The sequence below is a fragment of the Agarivorans albus genome (assembly GCF_019670105.1).
Taxonomy (GTDB): domain Bacteria; phylum Pseudomonadota; class Gammaproteobacteria; order Enterobacterales; family Celerinatantimonadaceae; genus Agarivorans; species Agarivorans albus.
Genome location: NZ_AP023032.1, coordinates 3,766,417 through 3,788,766 on the forward strand (window position 1 = coordinate 3,766,417; position 22,350 = coordinate 3,788,766).

Annotated in this window: 24 protein-coding genes; 10 read left to right on the forward strand and 14 right to left on the reverse strand. The window is 44.6% G+C overall.

Annotation, left to right across the window (positions count from 1 at the left end):
- Positions 1 to 19: 19 nt before the first annotated feature.
- The 5 genes from K5620_RS17120 to nhaR form a co-directional block, all read right to left on the reverse strand.
- Entirely contained in the window at positions 20 to 1,063 is a 1,044-nt protein-coding gene (locus K5620_RS17120) for a DUF2955 domain-containing protein (protein WP_016401576.1), read from the reverse strand.
- The gene (locus tag K5620_RS17125; protein ID WP_016401577.1) at positions 1,053 to 2,147 is read right to left on the reverse strand and encodes an HlyD family secretion protein; all 1,095 of its coding nucleotides are present in this window, start codon (positions 2,145 to 2,147) and stop codon (positions 1,053 to 1,055) included. Before K5620_RS17125 ends, K5620_RS17120 begins: the two co-directional genes overlap by 11 nt.
- A 56-nt stretch (positions 2,148 to 2,203) precedes the next feature.
- Complete coding sequence (locus tag K5620_RS17130) at positions 2,204 to 3,277, reverse strand: AI-2E family transporter (RefSeq protein WP_040307121.1); 1,074 nt, start codon at positions 3,275 to 3,277, stop codon at positions 2,204 to 2,206.
- Between the two features lie 184 nt (positions 3,278 to 3,461).
- Positions 3,462 to 6,179 carry a TIM-barrel domain-containing protein gene (locus K5620_RS17135; RefSeq protein WP_016401579.1) on the reverse strand — a complete coding sequence of 906 codons (2,718 nt, stop codon included), beginning with the start codon at positions 6,177 to 6,179 and terminating at the stop codon, positions 3,462 to 3,464.
- Between the two features lie 146 nt (positions 6,180 to 6,325).
- Entirely contained in the window at positions 6,326 to 7,216 is an 891-nt protein-coding gene (nhaR, locus tag K5620_RS17140) for a transcriptional activator NhaR (RefSeq protein ID WP_040307123.1), read from the reverse strand.
- Between the two features lie 119 nt (positions 7,217 to 7,335).
- Here nhaR and K5620_RS17145 point away from each other — a divergent pair, with 119 nt between their 5' ends.
- The 7 genes from K5620_RS17145 (at position 7,336) to K5620_RS17175 (ending at position 13,989) form a co-directional block, all read left to right on the forward strand.
- Positions 7,336 to 7,791, forward strand: a complete 456-nt coding sequence (locus tag K5620_RS17145; protein WP_016401581.1) for an HPF/RaiA family ribosome-associated protein — start codon at positions 7,336 to 7,338, stop codon at positions 7,789 to 7,791.
- Positions 7,788 to 8,462 (forward strand): Bax inhibitor-1/YccA family protein, encoded by a 675-nt coding sequence (locus K5620_RS17150; RefSeq protein ID WP_016401582.1) that lies wholly within the window; start codon positions 7,788 to 7,790, stop codon positions 8,460 to 8,462. Before K5620_RS17145 ends, K5620_RS17150 begins: the two co-directional genes overlap by 4 nt.
- Before the next feature lie 22 nt (positions 8,463 to 8,484).
- Positions 8,485 to 9,177, forward strand: coding sequence for a tellurite resistance TerB family protein (locus tag K5620_RS17155; RefSeq protein ID WP_016401583.1), 693 nt, complete (start codon positions 8,485 to 8,487; stop codon positions 9,175 to 9,177).
- Positions 9,178 to 9,298: 121 nt separating this feature from the next.
- The gene (locus K5620_RS17160) at positions 9,299 to 9,484 is read left to right on the forward strand and encodes a DUF2986 domain-containing protein (protein ID WP_016401584.1); all 186 of its coding nucleotides are present in this window, start codon (positions 9,299 to 9,301) and stop codon (positions 9,482 to 9,484) included.
- Between the two features lie 224 nt (positions 9,485 to 9,708).
- Positions 9,709 to 11,946 (forward strand): endo-1,4-beta-xylanase, encoded by a 2,238-nt coding sequence (locus K5620_RS17165; RefSeq protein WP_016401585.1) that lies wholly within the window; start codon positions 9,709 to 9,711, stop codon positions 11,944 to 11,946.
- A 170-nt stretch (positions 11,947 to 12,116) separates the two neighbouring features.
- Positions 12,117 to 12,689: a thioredoxin family protein gene (locus K5620_RS17170; RefSeq protein WP_016401586.1), complete on the forward strand. Its 573-nt coding sequence runs from the start codon at positions 12,117 to 12,119 to the stop codon at positions 12,687 to 12,689.
- Positions 12,673 to 13,989 (forward strand): MipA/OmpV family protein, encoded by a 1,317-nt coding sequence (locus K5620_RS17175; RefSeq protein WP_040307111.1) that lies wholly within the window; start codon positions 12,673 to 12,675, stop codon positions 13,987 to 13,989. Before K5620_RS17170 ends, K5620_RS17175 begins: the two co-directional genes overlap by 17 nt.
- Positions 13,990 to 14,027: 38 nt before the next feature.
- Here the strand turns inward: K5620_RS17175 and rimI are convergent, their stop codons facing one another.
- From rimI to K5620_RS17215, 8 genes are all read right to left on the reverse strand, one after another.
- Positions 14,028 to 14,498 (reverse strand): ribosomal protein S18-alanine N-acetyltransferase, encoded by a 471-nt coding sequence (gene rimI, locus K5620_RS17180; RefSeq protein ID WP_246612296.1) that lies wholly within the window; start codon positions 14,496 to 14,498, stop codon positions 14,028 to 14,030.
- A complete protein-coding gene (locus tag K5620_RS17185; protein ID WP_016401589.1) occupies positions 14,459 to 14,848 on the reverse strand; it encodes a DNA polymerase III subunit psi in 390 nt (129 codons plus the stop codon). Before K5620_RS17185 ends, rimI begins: the two co-directional genes overlap by 40 nt.
- 36 nt (positions 14,849 to 14,884) lie before the next feature.
- Complete coding sequence (gene rluF / locus K5620_RS17190) at positions 14,885 to 15,751, reverse strand: 23S rRNA pseudouridine(2604) synthase RluF (protein WP_084681806.1); 867 nt, start codon at positions 15,749 to 15,751, stop codon at positions 14,885 to 14,887.
- 72 nt (positions 15,752 to 15,823) lie between these two features.
- Complete coding sequence (locus tag K5620_RS17195; protein ID WP_221077405.1) at positions 15,824 to 16,651, reverse strand: HDOD domain-containing protein; 828 nt, start codon at positions 16,649 to 16,651, stop codon at positions 15,824 to 15,826.
- 255 nt (positions 16,652 to 16,906) lie between these two features.
- A complete protein-coding gene (locus tag K5620_RS17200) occupies positions 16,907 to 17,260 on the reverse strand; it encodes a S24 family peptidase (RefSeq protein ID WP_343212522.1) in 354 nt (117 codons plus the stop codon).
- Complete coding sequence (gene sodN / locus K5620_RS17205; RefSeq protein WP_016401594.1) at positions 17,209 to 17,712, reverse strand: superoxide dismutase, Ni; 504 nt, start codon at positions 17,710 to 17,712, stop codon at positions 17,209 to 17,211. The genes K5620_RS17200 and sodN overlap by 52 nt, the downstream gene beginning before the upstream one ends.
- A gap of 10 nt (positions 17,713 to 17,722) precedes the next feature.
- Positions 17,723 to 17,911: a hypothetical protein gene (locus tag K5620_RS17210; RefSeq protein ID WP_016401595.1), complete on the reverse strand. Its 189-nt coding sequence runs from the start codon at positions 17,909 to 17,911 to the stop codon at positions 17,723 to 17,725.
- Between the two features lie 22 nt (positions 17,912 to 17,933).
- Positions 17,934 to 18,362, reverse strand: a complete 429-nt coding sequence (locus K5620_RS17215) for a hypothetical protein (protein WP_215426388.1) — start codon at positions 18,360 to 18,362, stop codon at positions 17,934 to 17,936.
- 386 nt (positions 18,363 to 18,748) lie between these two features.
- On the opposite strand from K5620_RS17215, the gene K5620_RS17220 reads away from it, so the two are divergent.
- From K5620_RS17220 to K5620_RS17230, 3 genes are all read left to right on the forward strand, one after another.
- A complete protein-coding gene (locus tag K5620_RS17220; RefSeq protein ID WP_016401597.1) occupies positions 18,749 to 19,429 on the forward strand; it encodes a Crp/Fnr family transcriptional regulator in 681 nt (226 codons plus the stop codon).
- 44 nt (positions 19,430 to 19,473) lie between these two features.
- Positions 19,474 to 19,839 carry a VOC family protein gene (locus K5620_RS17225; protein WP_016401598.1) on the forward strand — a complete coding sequence of 122 codons (366 nt, stop codon included), beginning with the start codon at positions 19,474 to 19,476 and terminating at the stop codon, positions 19,837 to 19,839.
- Between the two features lie 294 nt (positions 19,840 to 20,133).
- Positions 20,134 to 20,499 (forward strand): DUF4019 domain-containing protein, encoded by a 366-nt coding sequence (locus K5620_RS17230; RefSeq protein ID WP_016401599.1) that lies wholly within the window; start codon positions 20,134 to 20,136, stop codon positions 20,497 to 20,499.
- 72 nt (positions 20,500 to 20,571) lie between these two features.
- Here the strand turns inward: K5620_RS17230 and K5620_RS17235 are convergent, their stop codons facing one another.
- On the reverse strand, positions 20,572 to 22,344 hold the full coding sequence (locus K5620_RS17235) for an IucA/IucC family protein (protein WP_016401600.1): 1,773 nt from the start codon (positions 22,342 to 22,344) through the stop codon (positions 20,572 to 20,574).
- Positions 22,345 to 22,350 lie beyond the last annotated feature (6 nt).

The following is a 22,350-nucleotide window of genomic DNA, read 5'->3' on the forward strand; positions in this document are numbered from 1 at the left end:
ACAGGTTCACAATACAAGGTCAGCTATTAGGACTAACTGGCTTAAGCCAAGCCAACTTATGCACTAAGTAAAAACTGCCCACCACATACAAACCCACCATGCTTAACTGGAAGATACGCGCATAAAACTTAGTGGTAGCTAAGCCGCCATCACTGCCAATAGTACTGCCCAGTATAATGATATAAGCCGATAGGCCAGCTGCTACTATCGCGCCTTTAGGATGCAGGTAAATAGCTTGGGCGATCAGCATAAAAGTAAGGGTAATTAGCAGTGCCATAAAACTAAACTGCGGCGCTGCAACCAATAAATTAAATACCAGCACAGCAATTAACCCACCTACAATGTTGGTGAAAATAATTCCTATACTGACTTTTGCGCCTTTAGTTAACTCGGGGTTTTGCGCCAAAATAGCCACAAAAATCACCACTAGCAAATCACTGAGTTTATCGAAAGCAAAGAAGTAGATAATAAGTGGCAGTATAACTATGGTGCTAACCACTGCCTGACGACAGGCATCTTGATGTTTTAGAATCGGCGCTTGCTGCTTTTCTGCTCCTTGGTGGAAGTCGTCTTTCACTGGTATCAGCCAATGCACAAAGGCCACTATCAACAAGGCCAAGACAAAGGCCAGCATAAAGTCGACAACAAAACTAGACGCTGCTGCCCTGCTAGCACTGGCCAACATCGGCAAGGCGATTAGTGCCACCAACAGAAATAGCACCACTAACTCATTTAAACCGGTACTGGCTCGGTAAAATACAAAAAACAAACACCAAGCAAGAATGATAAACAGTAGCAAAGGATAAGGCTGGGCAATAAGCACAACCCCAAGCCCTACCAAAAAACAGCTTAATACCGCTAGCGCTAAGGTTTTAATTAAGGCCAAATTTAGCGGTGGCTTGCCAGGCAATAACAACTGAGCGGTAAAAATGGCAGTAACAAATGACATACTCCACTCTAAACTTACCGCCAGCACCAGTACCAAGGCACTCACTAAGCTAAAGCGCAACATATGCGCTTTTAGAGGATTAGCAAGCCGCAAGCTTAAGGCCTTAGTAGACATAAGAGAACCAGCTTTTAACCCTTAAGGCCAGCTTAGCCAACGCTTTCATAATGAAGGTGCCTTCGGTATATACCGTTACATCTGCTTGTGCACCAATTCGTCGTAAGCCATGGGCAGTATCATCAGAGAATTTGATGATTACCGGAAAGCGCTGCGGATCTCGCAACCAACCAGCCGTTTGCGGAATAGTAGGTAGCGCACCTAAGTTGTTAGATTGACCATAATTAACCGCAAACCCAATTGACACCACCTCGCCTTTGAAGATTTTGCCTGGTGCAATATCTAGGGCTATTTCCACCGGGTCGCCCGCTTTGATATTGGCAATATTGTTTTCTCGCATATAGGCCTCAATCCACACCTCTTTGGTGGTGACAAAAGTCATCAGCGGTTGGCCTTTATTCGCGTAATAACCAGCTTCTAGCTGTAAGTTAGTCACCCCTCCCTCAGAAGGCGCAACAATTACGGTTTTAGATAAATCCAAACGGGCTTTGCCCAACTTAGCTAAAGCGGATTGCAGCTTAGGGTTATCTTCGCCGCTCACCCCAAGATTTTGTTTAGCTTGTTCCAACTCTGCGTTGGCCTTGGCTACCGAAGCTTTAGCTTTGGCCACATCGCTGCGCGCTCTATCAATATTTTGCTGCGGCACAACGTTTTGGTCTTCTACGGCAAACAAACGATTGGCGTCGGTAAGAATCGCTTGATAAGAGGTGGATGCTTCAAGTAAGCGCGCTTGCGCAGCCGAAACGCCAGCGGTTCCTGCACCAATTTCTTGCCCGGCTAACTCTAATGCGGCTTCGGCTTGAGTGACCGCCAGCACGTATTCTTCTTCGGCTACCTTGGCCAAAGGTTGGCCTTTTTCAACTAACTGGTTGTTCGTAACATTCACTTCAACCAGTTTGCCCGATACCGAGGCGGCAATCGGCACCACAAAACCAAATACCCGAGCATTGTCGGTATTAGGCGTCACTCTATCGCTCACGACATAAATAATAAAAACCAAAATACACAGGGCAAATACCAACAACGAACTTTTACGTAAAGGGTTGCTTGGCGCAGCTTCTGAGGCTTCATTTTGTTCAGACATCGTGTTTCTCTTATTTCCGTATTTATTTTACTTAAGGCTAATTTTTGTTTTGGTACTTAATCGTTAGCATCTGCCTGCTCTTGAGAATTTAGCTCTAACCATGCTACTAACAAGCGGTAACTAACTGCTAGAACTACTGCTCCTAAGAACAACCCTACAAAGCCAGACATTAGCATTCCCCCTAAAGAACCTAACAAAATCACCAGCATTGGCACATCTACGCCGCGCCCTAGCAATAAAGGTTTGAGCACATTTTCACTAAAGCCCGCTAGTATGCTCCATACAGCAAAAATCCCTGCCACCACCGTAGACTCGTGGTTAAAGACATAAATGACCACCGGCAATACCACTAAAAACGGCGGTAATTGGGCAATGGCCAAAATCAGCACCAACACCGACCATACAGCCGCCCCCGGTACGCCTACGGCAAAAAAGCCGATTGATAGTAAAGTAGCTTGAATAACCGCAACACCAAGCACGCCTTTTGCCACGCTTTGAATGGTATTACTGGCTAAATTGGTTAAGTAGCTACCATGCTTACCTGCCAAGGCATTTGCTAACGATTGCGCTCCCAGTACCGCTTTTTCACCGTTTGCCATAAATACTCCGGCAATAATTACCGAGAAGCAAAACATCAACAGTCCGCCAATAAGCCCACCAGCAAAACCAATCACCTTGCCAGCCACGTCACCCACTTGGCTTGCATAAGTACCTAAGTAGCGCTGTAAATCACTGGCAGCTAAGGACCACTGCGCATGTACTTTTTCGCCAATTAGCGGCCAAGATTTGATTGAATTTGAAGGAGGAGGAATTTCAAAGCTGCCCTGCTGAACTTGCTTACCTACAGCAGCTAAACTGTCGATTGCTGCGGTAGTCACCTTAACCCCAGGTACCAAAATTATGGCTAGAAACACCAGCACAATAATGGTGGCGGCTACACCACCTTTACCCACCACATTTTTGAGTTTTAAATACAGAGGATTAAGCGCTACAGCCAAGATCATCGCCCAAATGACCGGGGTAATAAAGGGCCGCACAATGTCGATACACCATGCGGCTAACAAAAATAGTAAACCTATTTTTATGGCGGCTTCCATTGCACCGCGCTCAAAGGTTTTTTGATTCAACATATCCATGTTCTCTAGGTTATTAAAATGAACTGAAGTTGCTACCCTGCCACTTCAGTGATGCTAAATAGTATAGAGAATAAGCCAAGTAATTGTTTAGTTTATTAAAAACAATCTATAGAGAATTTTGCTAATTTAAGCGCCTGCTTGCTGCACAGTTTTAGAGCTCACCCAGCATTTGGTTTATTTAAAACTGCAAGCTTTGCTCCTCTCCCACATAAACTAGGGTTTGTCGCTGAATATCAAAAGCGCTAATTAAGTGAACAATAAAGGTACGTTGTTGCAACATACCCGCAAAACTGCCGCTGCGTTTGGCAATATGTAAACAGCGCTTACTGTTATCCCATTCAAACACAATTTCGCTATAGGCCCCTTGCTCATAGCGATAACTGTCGCCCTCATCTTCGTACAAGCAAAAGCGGCCATCCTCACCCGCGTATACCTCAATGATAAGCGGGTCACTGGGCAGTTCATCGTGATACTGCACGTCGGGGCCATGTGGAATAATGGCTCCTGCTTTCACCAATAAGGGCATAATATCGATAGGCGTGCCCATCGCAATAGTTTGCCCACCTTGATAGCAATGCTTGTTCCAATAGTTATACCAAGCAAGACCAGCAGGTAACACCACCTCTCGCTCAGCTGGATATAACTGTGTTTGCTGATGAGCGATGCCTGCATGTGCCCAGCTTAGGCTACATTTTGACGAACCTTGCCAATGCGCATATTCAACCACCAATTGATATTGTTGATTTGCCTCTAAATGACAACTCGCTTTATGGTTAAGCTGCGCCTGAGTTTGCCAACTATCAATCAACAGCTTACCGTCTAAATAGAAACGCACCCCATCATTAGCATGAATCAGCCAGTTGTACTCGCCATCGACCGGCACGGTTAGCACCCCTTGCCAACGCACGCTATAACCACTTAAAGGCAAACCCGCTGGCGGGCCACCTGCCCAGTTGCCATCGATGCTTTCAACCACTTGCGTAGCAACCAGCTGTTTGAATTGATCATCAGAAAAGTGTTGCTCGCTAATGCCTTGCAAGCCTTCCGCCGTGTGCAAATGCTCTGGAGCAATCAACTGTTGCTGCAAACTTTGTTGATGGAACATAGCTTGGGTAACTGGGCACACCATCAAACTGTCGCCAAACATAAACTGATCGCTAATGTTATGCAGCTGCGCTTGTTGCCTAAAATCAAAGGCCAGCAAACGCATCATGGTGCCGCCATGCTCAGTAATATTCCATGCTTGTGAATAGATATAAGGCAATAGGCGATAACGCAATTTGTCGAACTTTAACAAGGCGTCAAAGGCCCAATCTCCCGGCTCGCCAAACTGATAGATTTCGCGCGGTGTATTGGCGCCGTGAGAGCGAAATAGCGGACAAAAAGCCCCATATTGGAACCAGCGAACATACAGCTCTTTGTAGGCATCATCATCTACACCTTCTGGGAAGTTCGCACCAAAACCACTGGTAAAGAATCCACCGATGTCGGTAGTCCAATAAGGTAAACCCGCGGCACACAAGTTTAAGCCTGCTGGAATTTGCTGACGCAATACTTGCCAAGTAGCACTTATGTCTCCCGACCAACAAGCCGCAGCGTAACGTTGCTGACCTAAATAACTGGAGCGACTAAGAGTGAAAACACGCTTGTCTTCTGCTCCTTGCAAAATCTGCTGGCGCTGCGCTTCATAAACTCCTCGCGTGGTCATTAAGGAATAACCATTTAGCACCTGCTTCCAAGAGCCTAACTCGGTATCACGTTGCTGATGGCAAAACTCCACGCCATCTTTTGGATTTTGGGTCGAGATAAACTCTGGCTCTGTGCCATCCATCCAAAGCGCATCTACTCCTAGATCCATTAATCCGGCTTTAAGGTGTTGCCAATAAATATCACGTGCGCCTTGGCTATAAGCATCGTAAATATGGCCATCGGCCCAATGTTCGGTTTCGAATAAATAGCCATTTTCTAACAAGGCCTTAAACACTGGGCTGCCCTTGCCAACAATTGGCCAAATCGACACCATGAGTTTGAAGTGCATATCATGAAGTTGCGCAATGGTTGTGGCTGCATCGCCAAACACTTGCTCGTCAAACTGCATCGCGCTCCAGCCCAAATCTCCCCAGTATTTCCAATCTTGTACGATGTTATCGATGGGAATTTTTTTATCGCGATAATTTTTAGCTGTGGCAACTAGCTCGGCGGCATTTACGTAACGCTCTTTGCTTTGCCAGTAACCATAAGCCCAACGGCCAAACAGCGGCGCAGCGCCAGTAAGCTTTCGATAATGCTGAATAACTTGGTCAAACTCGGGGCCATAAATAACGTAAAACTCTATGCACTCTCCAGCAGCTGAGCTAAAACTAAAGCCCTCTCCTTGGCTAGTAAACTGGGTAAAAGCAAGTTGGTTCCATAACACCGCATAACCTTTGGTGGATAGTAGCAAAGGGGCTGCTATACCTTTATTAGATTGGCAAATCTCGCGGCTTTGATCTTGGTAGTTAAAGATCCCATCAGGATATTGACCTAAGCCATAAAAAGCTTGTTCACCTGAGCTAACAAAGTGCTGGCTAAGCGCGCTATCATCACCTTGTTGCTTAAAAGCAGTTTGCGCTACGCGCAGCAGCTCACCTTCGGCAGTGCTAATGCTCAAGCCGTTTTCGCTAAACGCTATATTCAAGTGCTCGCTGCGCATTTGCTCGGTAGAGCTATACAGCGGGTCAACCGTTAATTGCGGCAACACCACCAACTCACTTAGCATTTGCTGTTTGCTTAAACTCTCGGTATCAGGGACAATCTTCACTCTAAGGGTATTTGAGTTAAGCAAGCTCAGTTCGGCAAGCCCGTTACTTGGTTTGCCATCTTGAACAATAGAGAAGGGAAATACTTGGCGCGACATACAATAAACCTAAGGCATACAGAGATATGCTTAAGTGTAAATCACCCGGTAACATTTAGCGGTTTAGTAAAGCAGCAAACAAACTCAAATTAATCAATTTGGAGCACATAGCACAAAAGCGTTCTAAGCTGGCTTAACTAGAAATACTACGCTAGCCATTCGCGCGCCGACTCGGTAATGGCCACTACTGCTGGATTGGCAATTCTGCGCTCGGCAGTAATCGCAAAAAACTGTTCTCGTACGTCTTGGATGCTGCCAATTAATTCAACACCGTATTGATTCACCACTTCATCGGCAATGGCGGTCGGCACAATAAACGCCCCCACGCCAGCTTGACCAAAGGTTTTCATCAATGCGCTGTCATCAAACTCACCCATAATTTGCGGGTGAATGTTTTGTTTATCAAACCATTGCAACAGTCGTACATGCATAAGGTTTATTTCACTTGGAATTAACAATGGCGCACCGTCTAAGCAGGCCGGAAAGTTAGCTTGTAGTGACTTAGCAATGCTTGGGCTAGCCACAAAACTTACGCCACTTTCCCCTAACGCATGATTAAAACCACGCACGCCTAAACCGGGAGGCACAGGGCCATCTGCCAACACTAAATCCAAACGGTTTAGGGCTAGCTCTGCCAACAAACTCTCTAGGGTGTTTTCTTTGCACAACATGCGTAAAGGCTCACCCATGTTGTAGGCCGGCTCTAACAGACGGTAAGCAATGGTTTTGGGAACCACTTCGGCGATGCCCACTTTTAGCAACTGCGGACGTTCTGCTGACCCTTGCCTTAGGCTATCTTCCAGTTCATCACCTAAAGTGAATATTTCATCGGCGTAACTAAGAGCCAAACGGCCAGTTTCGGTTAATTCTAAGTTTCGACCCACTTTGCTAAATAAGGCGCTGCCAAAATGCTGCTCTAACAAGCTTATCTGGCCGCTGATAGTTTGTGGCGTGATATGCAGCAATTCACTGGCTCGAGCAATACCGCCTTGCTTGGCAGCCACCCAAAAATAATGCAGATGTTTATAATTTATCACAGCAAACACTTCGTATTTTTCGAACCATAAGGAAAGTATATTCGAGTATACCTAAGTATAAAAGCCCATTATGGTAGTGACTCGTGATTCAAAGTATTGATTCAGCTTAGGAGCAGACCATGCCAAGTAGTATGAAAATTGATATGCATTCACAACACTTTCCACTGAGTGAACCACTGCAAGCCTACATCAAAAGACGGATTAACTTTGCACTTGGGTCCCAGTACAACAACATTATGCGCATTGCGGTCAAGCTGTCAGATAGCAAAGAGAGCAGCGGGGCAAACGGCAAGCGCTGCCAAATTTTGGTTAAGTTAGCTGGCCAAGCCGATGTGGTGATAGAAGACATTCAAGCTCAAATATATGTTGCCATAGACCGCGCAGCTAGCCGGGCTAGTCGCTCGGTAACTCGGCGTATAGCACGGGTGCGCAATAAAGCTCTACGGGCTCCCGACATTAGTGTTGCCGACTATTACAGCTTGAGCGATGAAGACGATAACGATCCACTAAATAGCGAATTTGTAGAGTTCACCGAATACCCAACAAACTCTGCTGAGGAAGGAGTGACAAGATGAACAATCACCCTATTAGCAATACCCCTAGCCATGTTAACGAGAGCGTATTAGCCACCAATAAAGTTATTCGCAATACTTATGCCTTGCTCTCTATGACGCTTATGTTTAGTGGCGCTAGCGCGGCATTTTCTATGGCGATGAACCTGCCCCACCCCGGTATCATTATCACCTTGGTGGGCTACTTCGGCTTGCTGTTTGCCACCATGAAACTGCGCAATAGTGCTTGGGGCATAGTTTGTATTTTTGCTCTAACTGGCTTTATGGGCTTAACCCTTGGGCCAATCCTTACCGCTTACTTAAGCCTGCCAAATGGCGGCCTGATTGTTAGCCAAGCCATGGTAGCTACCGCAGTGATCTTCCTATCGCTATCTGCTTATGCCATTACCAGCAAAAAAGACTTTAGCTTTATGGGCGGTTTTTTAATGGTGGGCATTATTGTGGCTTTTCTTGCCGGTTTAGGCGCAATTTTCTTTGCCATTCCTGCGCTATCCTTAGGTGTATCGGCGATGTTCGTTCTGTTGATGTCGGGGCTAATTTTGTATGAAACCAGCAACATCATTCATGGCGGAGAAACCAACTACATTATGGCTACAACCTCGTTGTTTGTTGCCATCTTCAATTTGTTCACCAGCTTGCTGCATATTCTTGGTTTTCTTAACGGAGAAGACTAGCTAAGCAAGAGGAGAAATTAGCATGATTAACAATTTACTTAACCAGTTTTTAGGTGCTTCTGGCGATGCTCCCAAAACCGCACAGCAAGGTGGTGGAGTATTGGGGGCAATTCCGGGTGGATTAGCCGGAGGCGCTGCAGCGGGTGGCTTAATGGCCTTATTAGTAAGTAACAAATCTGCACGAAAGTTTGCTGGCAAAGCGGCAACCTATGGCGGTGCAGCGGTACTGGGTGGCTTAGCTTATAGCGCTTTTAGTAACTGGAAAAAGCAATCTAGCTCTTCGCAAAACCACCATACTAGCCAAAAATTAGAGCAAATCGATCAATCCAGCTTTACCAGTACCGCCAATAACAACGATTTTCAGCTCACGATACTTAAAGCGATGATCGCATCTGCCAAGGCAGACGGGCACATTGACGAGCAAGAACAGCAACGAATTTTTGAAGCACTAGAACAAATGGCGCTTAGCGAGCAAGTAAAATCAACCTTGTATCGACTAATGCGCCAGCCTATTTCCATTGGCGAGTTGGCCAGTGAAGTAGAAACCATCGAGCAAAAATCTGAGCTCTACTTGGCCTCTTGCTTTGCTATCAACTTAGATAACGCTGCTGAGCAAGCACACTTAGATGGCCTAGCCTACGCTCTGCGCCTGCCCTTCGATTTAGCCGAGCAGCTTCAAAAGCAAGCCCATCAAGCCATACATGAGGCAGCCTAAGCATTCAATTTAGCAAACCGGCATGGATGCTGGTGCTAACTTATTCCTCAGGCATAAGCTAAAGAACTTATTGCTACAATTTGTTAAACTTGCGCCATTCATTTAGTACAGGCACAAACTCGTGAACCGCAAAAAGAAAATCAACGAAACGCTGAAGAAAAAAGCTAAAAAAGCCAACGCTAAAAAGCAAAATAGCAACAAACCGCGCTATGTTTCAAAAGCTGAGCGCGCCGCTTTAGAAGCTGAGCAAGCAAACAATGAACAGGCTGCAACTCCCCTCTCAGAAGAAAACAACGCCAAGCCTTAGTTCAATCTAAATATCGTTACTAAACAAGCAAATAGTGATGACAGCGCGGAACATACATTAGCAAGTTTCATCTGCAACTGAGAAATTCATTAATTATCATACAAGCATGAGAGAGCTCACATTAGTGATTTTTCGCAACGAATTTATCAAGTTTCGCAGTGCTCCCTAGATAAAAGGAGGGCTAAGGTAGCCTTAAGCTAAGAACGGTTTAAGGAGTGAGAAACATGCGCCAGCATGCGATTAAGACAGGATTTTTTAAAGTGGCGGCGCTTGCTGCTGCAATTTGCAGCTTACAAGTAAATGCTGCTCCGTTAAGAGATGTAGTAAAAGGTCAAGACACCTTCATCGGTGCGGCCTTAGAAACACGCCACCTTCAAGATAAGCAATTCGCCGAGACACTGGCTCGTGAATTCAATCAACTTACCCCAGAAAACGAAATGAAGTGGAGCTACTTGCAGCCAGAGCGTGGCAAGTTCACCTTCGATAAAGCTGACAAGCTGGTAGATTTCGCTCAAAAAAATAACATGATGGTTCGTGGCCACGCCTTGGTATGGCACATTCAAAACCCTGATTGGTTAGACAATGGCGACTTCTCTAAAGAAGAAATGCTAAAAATCATGGAAGAGCACATTACCGCTGTAGTGAGTCACTACAAAGGTAAAGTGAAATACTGGGACGTAGTAAACGAAGCCTTAGATGATAACGGCGGCTGGCGCCCAACAATATGGTACAAAGCGCTAGGTGAAGACTATATTGCAAAAGCCTTTGAGTTTGCCCACAAAGCCGACCCTGATGCGATTTTGGTTTACAACGATTACTCTACCGAAGGTAAAACACCAAAAGCGAACGCAGCTTACCGCTTAGTGAAAAAACTGAAAGAGCAAGGTGTGCCTATTCACGGTATTGGTACTCAAGCCCACTTGGTAGTTGGCGTACAGCCTCGGGTTGCCGACATTGCTGCCAACATTGAGCGAATTCAAGAGCTTGGTTTAGAGTTTCACTTCACCGAAATTGATATTCGTATGCAAGATCCCGCTACTGACCGGATGTTGCAACAACAAGCCAACATGTATGAAGACTTAGCCAAGCTAACAGCTTACTATGATGAAGTTAACTTCTTCACTACTTGGGGTATTAGCGATAAATACAGCTGGATCCCGCATTGGTTTAAAGGTTACGACCACGGCTTAATGTTTGATAAGCAATACAAAGAAAAACCAGCTTACACAGCGGTTAATAAAGTATTTGCCGATAAAGCCGCCGGTAAATTTGATTGGGAGCCACCAGCACCATTAGCTGATACAGGACGCCGCTTCGAAGCCTTTATTAGTAATGAAGCGAAACAAGCAATGCCTCTAGATGGCGACATTGCCAAGTGGAATGACGCGGTATTCTACCCCTTCGCCTACAACCAGTTAGGTGGAAAAGACTTAACCTTACCAGCAGAGAGCAACATCTCGGGTCGCTTTGCCTTACTTTATGATGACAACACCCTTTATGGGCGTGTCGAACGTAGAGACGACAAAACTGTTACCGGTAACAAAGCGCAGGTTTGGGAAAATGACTCTGTAGAGGTATTCCTAGGTTTTGGTGAAGAGTTTGCGCAAATTCGTGCGTTAGTTGGCGAAGAGTTTGCTCCTACAGCCTTCCAAGCTGATATCAAAAACTACTGGAGCGAAGATGGTACTGTTCTAGAGTTCTCAATTACGCCGAAGAAAACCAAAACTCTGTCGGGTACAACTTTAGGCTTTAACATTGCCTTAGCCGATAACGATGCTGGCCCAGAAGCTGGTCGTCACGCGCAGCTTTACCCGGTGCCTGGTACTAACAACGGCTGGCAAGGTCATGATTTTGGCGAAGTATTCTTTACTGCTCAAAACACTGAAATTAGCGATAAATTGAAAGGCCAAGTAGTTAGCTTTAAAGCCGAGCCAATTGAAGGCTTTGACGCCACTAGCGCTTTTGACCTATCAAAATGGGAAAATGTTTACCACTACCCATTTGCCTTTAACCAACTTAATCCAATCAACCAAACACCACCAAGCCAAGACATTATTCATGGCACTTGGCGGGTAGCTTACTCTGGCAATACCTTGCATGGCGTTGTTCACCGCCATGACAACAAAACGGTGACCAGTGGCGATGATTGGCAAACTGACAACATTGAAATTTTCATTAAAGTTGGTGAAGAGTTTGTACAACTGCGCAGCATAGTGGGTCAAGATTTCCAGAAAAACACCTTCCCTGGTAAGCGTGTTGCCAAATGGAATGAAGATGGCACCATCATGCAATTCTCTATTGAATTGCCGGTAGACAGCTTAGCGGGTAAAACCATTGACTGGAACATTGCCCTAGCAGACAACGACGATGGACAGTCTCGTAGTTCGCAGCTGTATCCAGTTCCTGGTAACAATACTGCCTACCTAGGTGAGCAACTAACAATTCTAGAATTTGTTAAATAGCTAAGCTCTCCTGCAAAAAGCCTCGCACTCGCGAGGCTTTTTTTTAAGCAAATCTTGCAAGCTAGCCCTAGCTTGATTTATCAACAAACTAAAGCTTACTATTATTAGGCCGATAGCTAACTAAGTACGTTTATAAACAAATGCTTAGTTAATTCACCAAGGGGCAACCGATGAGCTTTGAGCTATTCAAAAAAGTCTTCTTTACTTTGATATTGATAGCCTTAGGTGGCGCTGCTCTTAGTTACATTTTTATCTACCACGTTCATGGCCGCGGAGTGAGCGCCAAAGATGGCTGGCTATTTGATATCCAGGGCTACCATCAAGGCATTAGAGAATCAAAACTCACTGAAAAACCGCTGTTTTTGTATTTGCGCAGGCAAGCCTGCCAACGCTGTATCGCGTTTGAATATGACTATTTAAACAATCCTCAAATCAAACGCATGCTTGAAGACTATGTGAAAGTACAGGTGAACATTGATACCGACCGCACCCACGAGCGTTTTGCCGACCAGTTCAACCTTAATACCTACCCATCTTTGTTTGTAATGTTTGATCCTGAGCACCACGTTTCTAGCTATTTGGTTTTAGAAATGAATCAAATTTGGGTGGCACAAGATACCTTGCAAAAAGGAAACTTCATGCCACTTTCTGAAGCGAGCTTTAGTTTATCTGTGACCCGTGCGACAATATTGGCTCGAAAAACAGCCAACATGGAAGAATCAAGCGGTGAAACGCCACCTTAACTCGCTACTCTCATATTCTCTTGTCTTAACATTGTGGTGTTTTAGCCTTAGTAGCCAAGCCAGTGAAATGGTTGACGGTTTAATGGATGACGATTGGGGCATCGCTTTTGGATTTAGAAATGCCACTATCCCCTATCGCTCAGAAACCAATACCGTTGCTGATGTTATGCCGCTGCTATATTACCGAGGCGACCGAGTATATCTAGACGGCTTAGAAGCCGGCTACAAAATATGGAAAGAAGACGACTTTGATATCTCTGTTATGGGCCGATATCGCTTCTTCGACATTCCGTCAGAGTATCAAAACCAAATTCGCGGCGACGGCATTGATTACGGTGTTCGCAGCCAATGGCGCTTCAAACCCAATTATTCTTTTAACACCGAGTTATTAAGTGATGATTCCGGTAATTTTCACGGCAACTTAGGCCTTACTTGGCAGAAGCACTACAATCGCTGGTATCTAGCGCCCTATGCCATCGCTCACCTTAAAAGCAGCGAGTACAATACCCGCTACTACGGCCTAGAGCTTTTTAAAACCCAAGCTGATGTGGATTTAAAAGCCGGTATCGATATGCGCTACCACGTATGGCGAGACTTCTATCTAGTGGGTCGCTTAGGGGGTACTTATTACGGTAAAGAAGTACAAAACGTAGATATCATCGACAAAGATTTTCAATTCGAAAGCTTTTTGGGCATTAGCTTTTTCAATCAGCAGTATCAAACCACTGAAGGCGACTGGCCAAAAGGTTACTTGAGGGTATCTCATGCTTGGGCTACGCCTTCTAACTTAGGCGATATCATCCACTTTAAAGCCGAAAAAGATGAATATAACAACCAGTTAAGCTCGGTGTTTTATGGTCACTTACTCAGTGAAACCTTGCTCGGCTTCCCGATAGACGTTTACCTAACGCCAGGCTTGGCTTATCACCATAGCTCTGAGGTACAGGATCCAATCCTAGAGTATGTGATTGCCTTTAAGGCTTATTACACCTTCACTTGGCCAATTCGTTGGCGTTTTGGCGTAGCAGAGGGCCTCTCTTATGTCACCAATATTACCTATATCGAAGAAGTTGACTTAGCCGAAGAAGGTAAAGGTTATAATCCAAGCAAGTTGCTCAACTATTTAGACTTTTCTTTAGATGTAAACTTAGGTGACTTGTTTAAGAAGCCAGAAATGGAAAAAATGTGGCTGGGTTATAACATTCATCACCGCTCGGGTATCTTCGAGAACTCATCGCTATTTGGCAGAATTAAAGGTGGTAGTAATTATCAGGGTATTCACTTTCAGTGGCACTGGTAATGAAGAGAGCCGCAACATCGGTTGCAGCTAAATAAAGCCTAACAAAAACGTTGCATAATAAGGGCGTCTTCACGCCCTTTTTTATCACAGGGATAATAGCCCTTGCGGCGATCTATTTGCTCAAACTCAAAACGCAGATAGAGCTTTTGAGCACTCACATTGCTTTCTCTAACTTCCAGCAAAATCTGTTGCCATTGCTGCTCGTCTGCCATTTCTAACATTACCCGCATAAGCTGGGTGCCTAAACCCTTGCCTTGCTGTTCGGGCGTTACCGCAATATTGATCAATTCAGCCTCGCCAGCCACCACCCGCAAAATAATGTAAGCCAATAAGCGGTCGTCTTGCCAAAGGCCAAGGTTTCGATACAAACCACCAAAGTTACTGGTGAGTAAAGCGCGGCTCCATGGGTGCGAATGTGCTTGTTGCTCTATGTTTAGCATCATCGGCACATCCATCACCGATAGAGGGCTTAAGCTTGTTTTAAGATCTGAGCACATATCTGCTGCCATAAAATACGCTTAGCTTGTTTATCGCTAGCCAACTGCTGTGGGTCGCAAAACAAGATTTTAGAATGCTTAGGTGCGGTGTTCAAAGGATCGGCCCATAACACCCAACTATCGATAGCTTCTGGAAAATGCGCGGCGCTACAAATATGAATATCGGCCCACTCTAGCTTCATCGCCGCAACAATGCCTTTAAACAGCGCTAAATGCTGCTCTAAAACTGCAGGCTCTATAATTAGCACTAGCGGCCAAGACTGCGACGCTCGCAGAGTTTTGCTTACCGGTGTGGCCCGCTTGAGCCACACATCGATATCCATCTCTTGCAGGTATTGCCGCGCTTGTTTATCTATCATCATGAGCTTCTAAGTTGCTGAATATTAATCCGCTTAAGATTACTTTTTCTTTAGGCTTAAAGTAGCTTTATTTGCCCCTTGGCTACGCGCTTTTTTAAACTTATCACGCGCCTTGTTGCTTGCCGCTTTATTCACAAACACCTTTTTCTCGGTGGCTGCTGTGGTTTCTGGTGCGGTTTTACTTGAATGGGCTACAGCTTGATTAATCTCGGCCATTTCTGCATCTGTTAAGTTGCGCCATTGGCCAGGGCGAAGTTTATCTAAGTGCACATTCATAATACGGGTGCGCTTAAGCTTGGTAACTTCATAACCCAAATACTCACACATCCGGCGAATTTGGCGGTTTAGGCCTTGAGTAAGCACAATGGTAAAGACAAACTTGCTGTTTACCTTCACCTTACAGGGCTTAGTCACGGTATCTAAAATAGGTACGCCACGTTGCATCCGTTCAACAAAACGCTCGCTTAGGGGTTTATCTACCGTCACCACGTATTCTTTATCGTGAGCATTTTCGGCACGCAAAATCTTATTTACGATGTCGCCGTCACTAGTTAGAAAAATAAGCCCTTCAGAGGGTTTATCTAAACGGCCGATAGGGAAAATGCGCTGCTTGTGGCCAATGGCATCAATAATGTTGCCTTTAACATGGCGCTCTGTAGTACTGGTGATACCAATGGGCTTGTTGTAGGCGATGTAAACACGATCAGATTTATTGCTAGCGATAGCTTTTATCAGTTTACCGTCTACTGCAACTTTATCGCCCGGTTGAACTTTAGTCCCTAACTCAGGCTTTTGACCATTAATGGTTACTCGCTGCTGTTCAATCAATTTATCGGCTTCACGACGGGAACAGAATCCCGAGTCACTGATAAATTTATTTAGACGTTTTTCGTTTGATGCGCTCACTACAAGGATCCACTAGCTAATTAACGCGCCTATTAAACCATAGAATAGCAAGCTCAATAAGCGCTTTTAGTGCTAGCTCGCCATTTGCAGCGCCATTTCTCGGCCTTGGCCGCGGATTTTGTCGATAGACACATAAAAAGAGGATGGCAATACCAGCGCGCCAGAATTTGCATGGCTGGCAAAGTAATCAATTTTGGCAGCTTTGCTTTCCAAATGATCCCAATCTTGATGCAAGCGACAAGCAAAGTTAAGCACCAAGGCACGCAGCGGTTCAATTTTAGCGGCATCGGGATTTACATGAAACTCGATGGTATCTACTAAGCGCGGGGCAAATTTCCAAGCGCGTGCTAGTTCGGCGCCCAGTTTTGCGGTGGTAGTGCCAAGGAGCTCTTGCTGCACAGCTTGGCGGTCTTCCCCTTCTGCCACTCGAGCGGCCACCTGTTCGGCAACATCGGGCGCTAAAGTAAACACCATTAAATCGCCAATGTTATGCAAGATCCCCGCGGTGAACATTTCATTAGCATCGATACGCACTTTTTCGGCTATTTTACTGGCAATGCTAGCAATCTCGAAGGTATCACTCCAATAGGTCTGCATATCCAGCTTAGGCACTCGGGGAAACGCACTAGTAAGCCAAGATACCACCACCATAGTTTTGAGCGGCGCAATGCCTAAACGAATCACCGCCTCATTAATCGAGGCAATGGTGCGGCTACGACCAAAATGAGCAGAGTTGGATAAACGCAATACTCGCGCACTAATCACTTGGTCCATGGATATCTTTTTTGCCAGCATGGCAAAATCACAATCAGGGTCGTTAAGCATGCTAACAAGCTCTTGAACCACACTGGAGACTTTGGGTAATTCATTCACACGGGATAGTAATTCTTGTTCGGTCATCCAACCCTCCTGCTAGAAAATACCGTCACTACGCTCATACCGCATCAAAGCAATGCCTTTTGCTTGTTTACACGCTTAGTTAAGCCAAGCTTAATACATAGTTCAAGCTAAACAAATAAATAACAACAATATCAGTATGATTTATAGGGGTAAAGAAAGGAATTGTCAGCAAACTCGCCAAATAGTGCCTGCCTTAGAACCTTGTTAGTAAACAGAAACTACAGTATTTATCGATAATATAAACCGCTAACTTATTTAGCTCGGTTTAACCCAGAATAATACCTTGCCTTTAATGCGCGAAGCACGCACAGGGCCCATATCAACAGTAGATACACTGCTAGGGTTTTCGCCGCGTAACCAAATAAAGCCATACTTGTCGATACAACCTATTCGTTTCACAATTAACCCAAACTTAGGGTGCAATACTTTAACTACATCACCCGCTTTAAAGTGCTTAGTCAGGTAATAACGGTGAAACATTACATAGCTGTTTTTAGGTAAAAGAGGAGACATGCTATCTCCTCTAATCTTGTTAATGCTTAAACCAAACAAGACAATTACGCCTTCAAATCCGGGTATACGATCTGTTGCGCTGGCGGATAAGGGCAAGTGGCCTTAAAGGTAGCTACACCTTTGCTTTGCCAAAAGATATCGGCAAATTGATTCACTTTATCAAGTAGCTCTAGGCAAGCACTTTTATCGATATTTTGCTTAGCCTTAGATGCAGCCAGCATAATACTGTGGCTAAGCTCATGTAACTGCGGGTAAGCATCAAGCTGAGGCTGCTTGATGTAATCTCCCCAAATCACCCTAATCTCTTCTTTTACTTTTAAACCGTGTTCCTCTTTTTGCGCGACTAGTCTGCCAAACTGAGCTTGGTCGTTAGCACTTAGTTCAGACTTAGCGTGTAGCTCTTCAAGCAAATCAACCATACGGATCATGGTTAATACCGCTAACTGAGCCGAAATAGGATCGTAGATTTTGCACGGAATATCGCAATGTGCAGACACCTTGTTAAAGCTAAACACTTCATCCAATCTTGCGAAAGCATTGTAAAACATGCTTATCTCCTTATTTTTTTGATGCTGCTTTTTTACGTGTAATAAACAACAGGCCGGCCGCAACAATAATCGGGGCTAACCATAGAAAGTGAACTAAGTTTGACCAACTAGATTGATGATCGTGACCAGCATGGGCAAACACCATACAAGGCAACAAGGCTGCACTTATTACCAGTGTTTTTACGGCAAGATTTTTCATAAAAGTCCTTTTACATTTAGGGTTAGTGGTAGGTCCTTTGATCGCCATAAGCTAGCTCAAGTTGAGATTCAAGCTCGGCTAAACAGGCCTCACAGGGTGGATGTTCTTTGGCAAACTCAAGCAAAGGATTAAGCGTAAGTTTGATTGCCTTAAGCGCAATCAGCTGTAGGTCCTCATCACTTTGCTGGTCTTGATAAATGCGTAACATCGACTGATGGGGAATAAACAAACAGCGTTGAGCATCTTCAAACTTGCCGGCACGGTTAAACATTTCGGCAAGGTTGTGATAAGCACAAATCCACCCTTGAATGGATTCAACGCAACGTGGATTTTTAACCAATCGCTCTTCAAGCAGAAAAATTGCGTCTTCGTAATAACGTTCAGCTTCAGGCCAATTTTGTTGGTTAAAAAACTGATTGCCGATATTCATCATTCCTTGCCAAGTATTCACATTTCACCGCCAACAAATACAAATGAAAATCATTATCATTAAGATCTTTTAGCTTTGCAAATACTTTGTTTATAAGGGAGTGATTATTTTTTAGCTGAAATGCCACAGGCAATGTTTAGCGAATAGGCAAACGCCAAACATGGCTATTACTTAGCAACATCACTATACAGAAGAGACAAACTGCGGCTAAACAGCAGCGACTGAGAACATCAGCAGGCTTAGTAATACCACTATTGCAACTAAGACAATCCTTTGAAACTCTCGACTAATACCAAACATATATCCTCCAAAACCACTTGCCTTTCAAATGATATTGATTATCATTCCCAATATAATTCAAGTGAATGTTTTATCTTCTTGATAATTATCAAGCGTGAGGTTTAGTTATGTCAGCGTCGATGATATCCGTATTAAAAACCAAAGAAAAACAGCTATTTCTTGAAGGAAGAACAGAGCTTTATTGTAAAGCTGGCGACCTGTTATTTAGCCAAGGACAGTCAGCTAACCACATGTATCGCATAGAAAAAGGTAAAGTATCACTGTTTCGACTAATGCCTAATGGCGATGAAAAACTGTTTAAAGTGTTCATGGCCGGCGATATTTTTGCCGAAGTTGCGTTATTTTTAAGCCCAAGAAAATACCCAATGAGTGCTCGTATAGAGCAAGACTCCATTCTCTCCTCTTTCTCCTATGAGCATGTCTTTAGTACGCTTCACCAATGCCCTGAGCTGTCACTACGAATATTGGGTTTTATGGGCAACCGCATAGGCGAATTGATGAATACTATCGACATTTTAACCCAGGTAAATGCTAATCAGCGCTTAGTGATGAAACTGGCAGAGATCTACAAGAAACAGTATGTAAAAGAGAACCGAATAGCCCTGCCTTGCAGTAAAAAGCTGCTAGCATCTCAATTAGGCATGACGCCAGAAACCTTATCCAGAACCATGAAAAAACTTAAAACCGAGGGCCTAATTGAAGAAGTAGGCTCAAACCTGTTGCTGCCCGATATCCCATCACTATGTCGCTCGGTAAACTTAACACAAGAGATGTTTAGTGCAGCTTAACTAAATACCACAACTGCTAGACCTACTTAGCAGTAAGGAAAACCATGAAGCCGCTACAGTCCATTGAAATAAAAGCATTTATACCTAGTAAGGATTTTGAAACCTCCATCCAGTTTTACCAAACCATTGGTTTTACCTTGGCTTCAAACGAGCAAGGTGTTGCCTATTTCCACCACCAAAATTGTTCTTTTCTACTGCAAAACTTTTACCAAAAACAGTTATGCGACAACTTGATGCTGCATTGGCTGGTTAAAGACCTAGATCATTGGCATCAAACTATTAGCGACAAACTCTCTGGCTCGGGATTAGCATTTAGCATCACGCCAATCAGTGAGCAACCATGGGGGATGCGTGATTTTTGCCTCACCGATCCCAGTGGAGTGCTGTGGCGTATTGGAGAAAACCAATAGAACCAAGCAACAAGTTAGGGCCTGTTGATCTTTGCTGATGGTTTTTACAGCAATTTATTAACCATTTAGGCAAGGCAGTGAGTGTGAAGTTAAGTGGGCTTAATAATCACTCGCTAACGCTGAATAAATGGCTAAGAAATGCTGCCCGAAGGGTTCAGATAAGCGAACTTTACTCTTCGTTGAACACTTTTCACTTAGCCCACTAGGTTTCAAAGTGCTCGCCGCGATTAAAGCCCGCTTATCTTGAATAAAATTTCAACACCAAAGATCAACAGGCCCTAGTAAGGAAATAAGGTGAAAATAAACAAAGAGTTAAAAACAGAAGCAGTAAATGAAGCTTTAGCTTGGTTACATTTAATTGATAATAGCCACTATGGAAAAGCCTACAAGGCAACAGCTGACTACTTTCGCTCACAAATTTCCTTAGATGAGCTCAGTAAACGCATTACACTGGTCAATCAGCAAGTGGGAGAAACCACCCGCCGAACCTTTAAGAGCGCGAATCATATTTGCAAGGTACCAAATGCACCGGTAGGTGACTATGTGGTCATAGAATTTGAGCTCGAAGCCGAATACTTGCAAAAGGTTATAGAAACAGTGACACCGGTGTTTGAGAACGGTCATTGGAAGGTTTGCGGCTATTACGTCTCTGCAGCTTAGCCAGCCTCTAGGTTCAACAAACACTTAAGAGCGAGCTTCGCCCTTATGCATTAAGCCAGTAAAGCTTGAGAATCAATTCTTAGGACTAATAGAGCAACACAAAGGATTTGCTATCGGCTCGCCAATTTCCGGTAATGGCCGCTGATCACTATCACCATACCCAATCTTAAATCGCACCCGATTTACACAAATCTTTTCTATTTCTGGTTTAAATATATCAAACAACTCAAAGCGTTGTTTTAGCTCTGGGTGACTAGCTTGATAACTAGCAAGCTCTTGGGCAAGCCAGCTATAAAACTGTTGTTCACTCACACCTAAACTGACCAACTTAGGCGAAACAAAACGTAGCACCGTAACAAAGTGGCCAGTAATCAAATCATGGATCAAATAGTTAGCAGGCAAGCGAGTTAAGTTAGCTCTCACTTCGCTATCTAAGCTTTCAAGCTCGGGAAATGCTTGATCGATTAAGCGCAAATCACCATGAAAGTCTTTAATAATGCAACCAGCAGGTTGGTGTTTATCAAGTGCCAAGGTAATGTTTTGCCCGTGGGCGACCAAGGCTACGCCATAGCGACACATTAAGTGATATAAAGGCACGACCACGTGCTTAAACAGCTTACGCAGCCACGTTTCAGCACTAATCTCAGCTAAGCTGATCAGCGCAACAATCGCTGCTTCTCCGCCATTGTCTTGCTGCATGAGAGTGGCCATAGACATCGGCCGCTGCTGCTGTGGAATTACCGCTTCTGCGCGCTCTCGCCATATACAGCCCAGCATTTCTTTATAGCGGTAAGCCCCCGCCTGCAACTGTTGCTGCTGAGGATGAGGGCAAAATACGCCTGCCACCTCTTGTTGAACATACAACCCGCGCTCTACAAACAAAGCGTCTTGCTGGCTCAAGTCCGCTAACCATTGAGACAACTGTGGCCCCTGAGCAATAAACTGCCCGGGGATCCCTCGATAACAAGAAGTATTAAGAATGGTTAAGGCGGTTTTCACATCAAAAGCCAAGGCTGGGTTGTCGCTGCTTAGGGTGCGAATAGATTGCTGTGCTAGCCAGCAATCGGCTACTTCGCCCAAGTAAATCATCGAGCCTTCGGCTAAGTATTGCGCATATTGCACCTGAATAAAGCGCTCAAACTGCCAAGGATGAACCGCCAAAACATAATAGGTATTCTGCCAATCATTAGGCAGTTTGGAATTCATAGAGCTAAATGCTTGCTCACTCAAGGTTTGTTCAAGTAGGTCTGCTTGGCTTAAGCCCGGTTTAAAGCCTACCTGGCAGAGTGTTTTATCTACGGCTAGGTAATGCAGCTTAATTGCGCTTGCCGATTCTGGCGCATAGCTCGCAAGCTCTTGGCTACCCCAGCCTAAACGCCCCTTGTTAGCAATGGCCTTAGGATGAGCGTCTAAATATGCTTGTCGCTGGGTTTCGCTAAGCAATACTAAATCGGTCGCATTGATGTTTTGTTGCTGCTCCCAACGCAGCACATCACTGTATAAGGTTTGTTGTATCTCCTCTAACAGCCCAGCTAAATTAATATCACTAATCTGAATTTGGCTTTGAATATCCAACAGTAATTCACTAGCAAGCGGGACACTTGCATCACTTAATTCAATGCTTGATGGCTCAATAATAAACATGCCCCAGATAGCCTGCTTGGCGTTAAAACGCCAGTTACGACTTGCCGTAGCCAGAACATATTGCAAAGTATCCGAGGGTTTAGCTTGCTGTTTACTAGCGTCTACTAGACTAAATTGAAGCCGTTCTTCAAACTGTAATTCACTCAAAATTTTTGCGACCAAATGAGTATTGGCCAACTGCCACTGAGCTTGATTGAACATTACTTC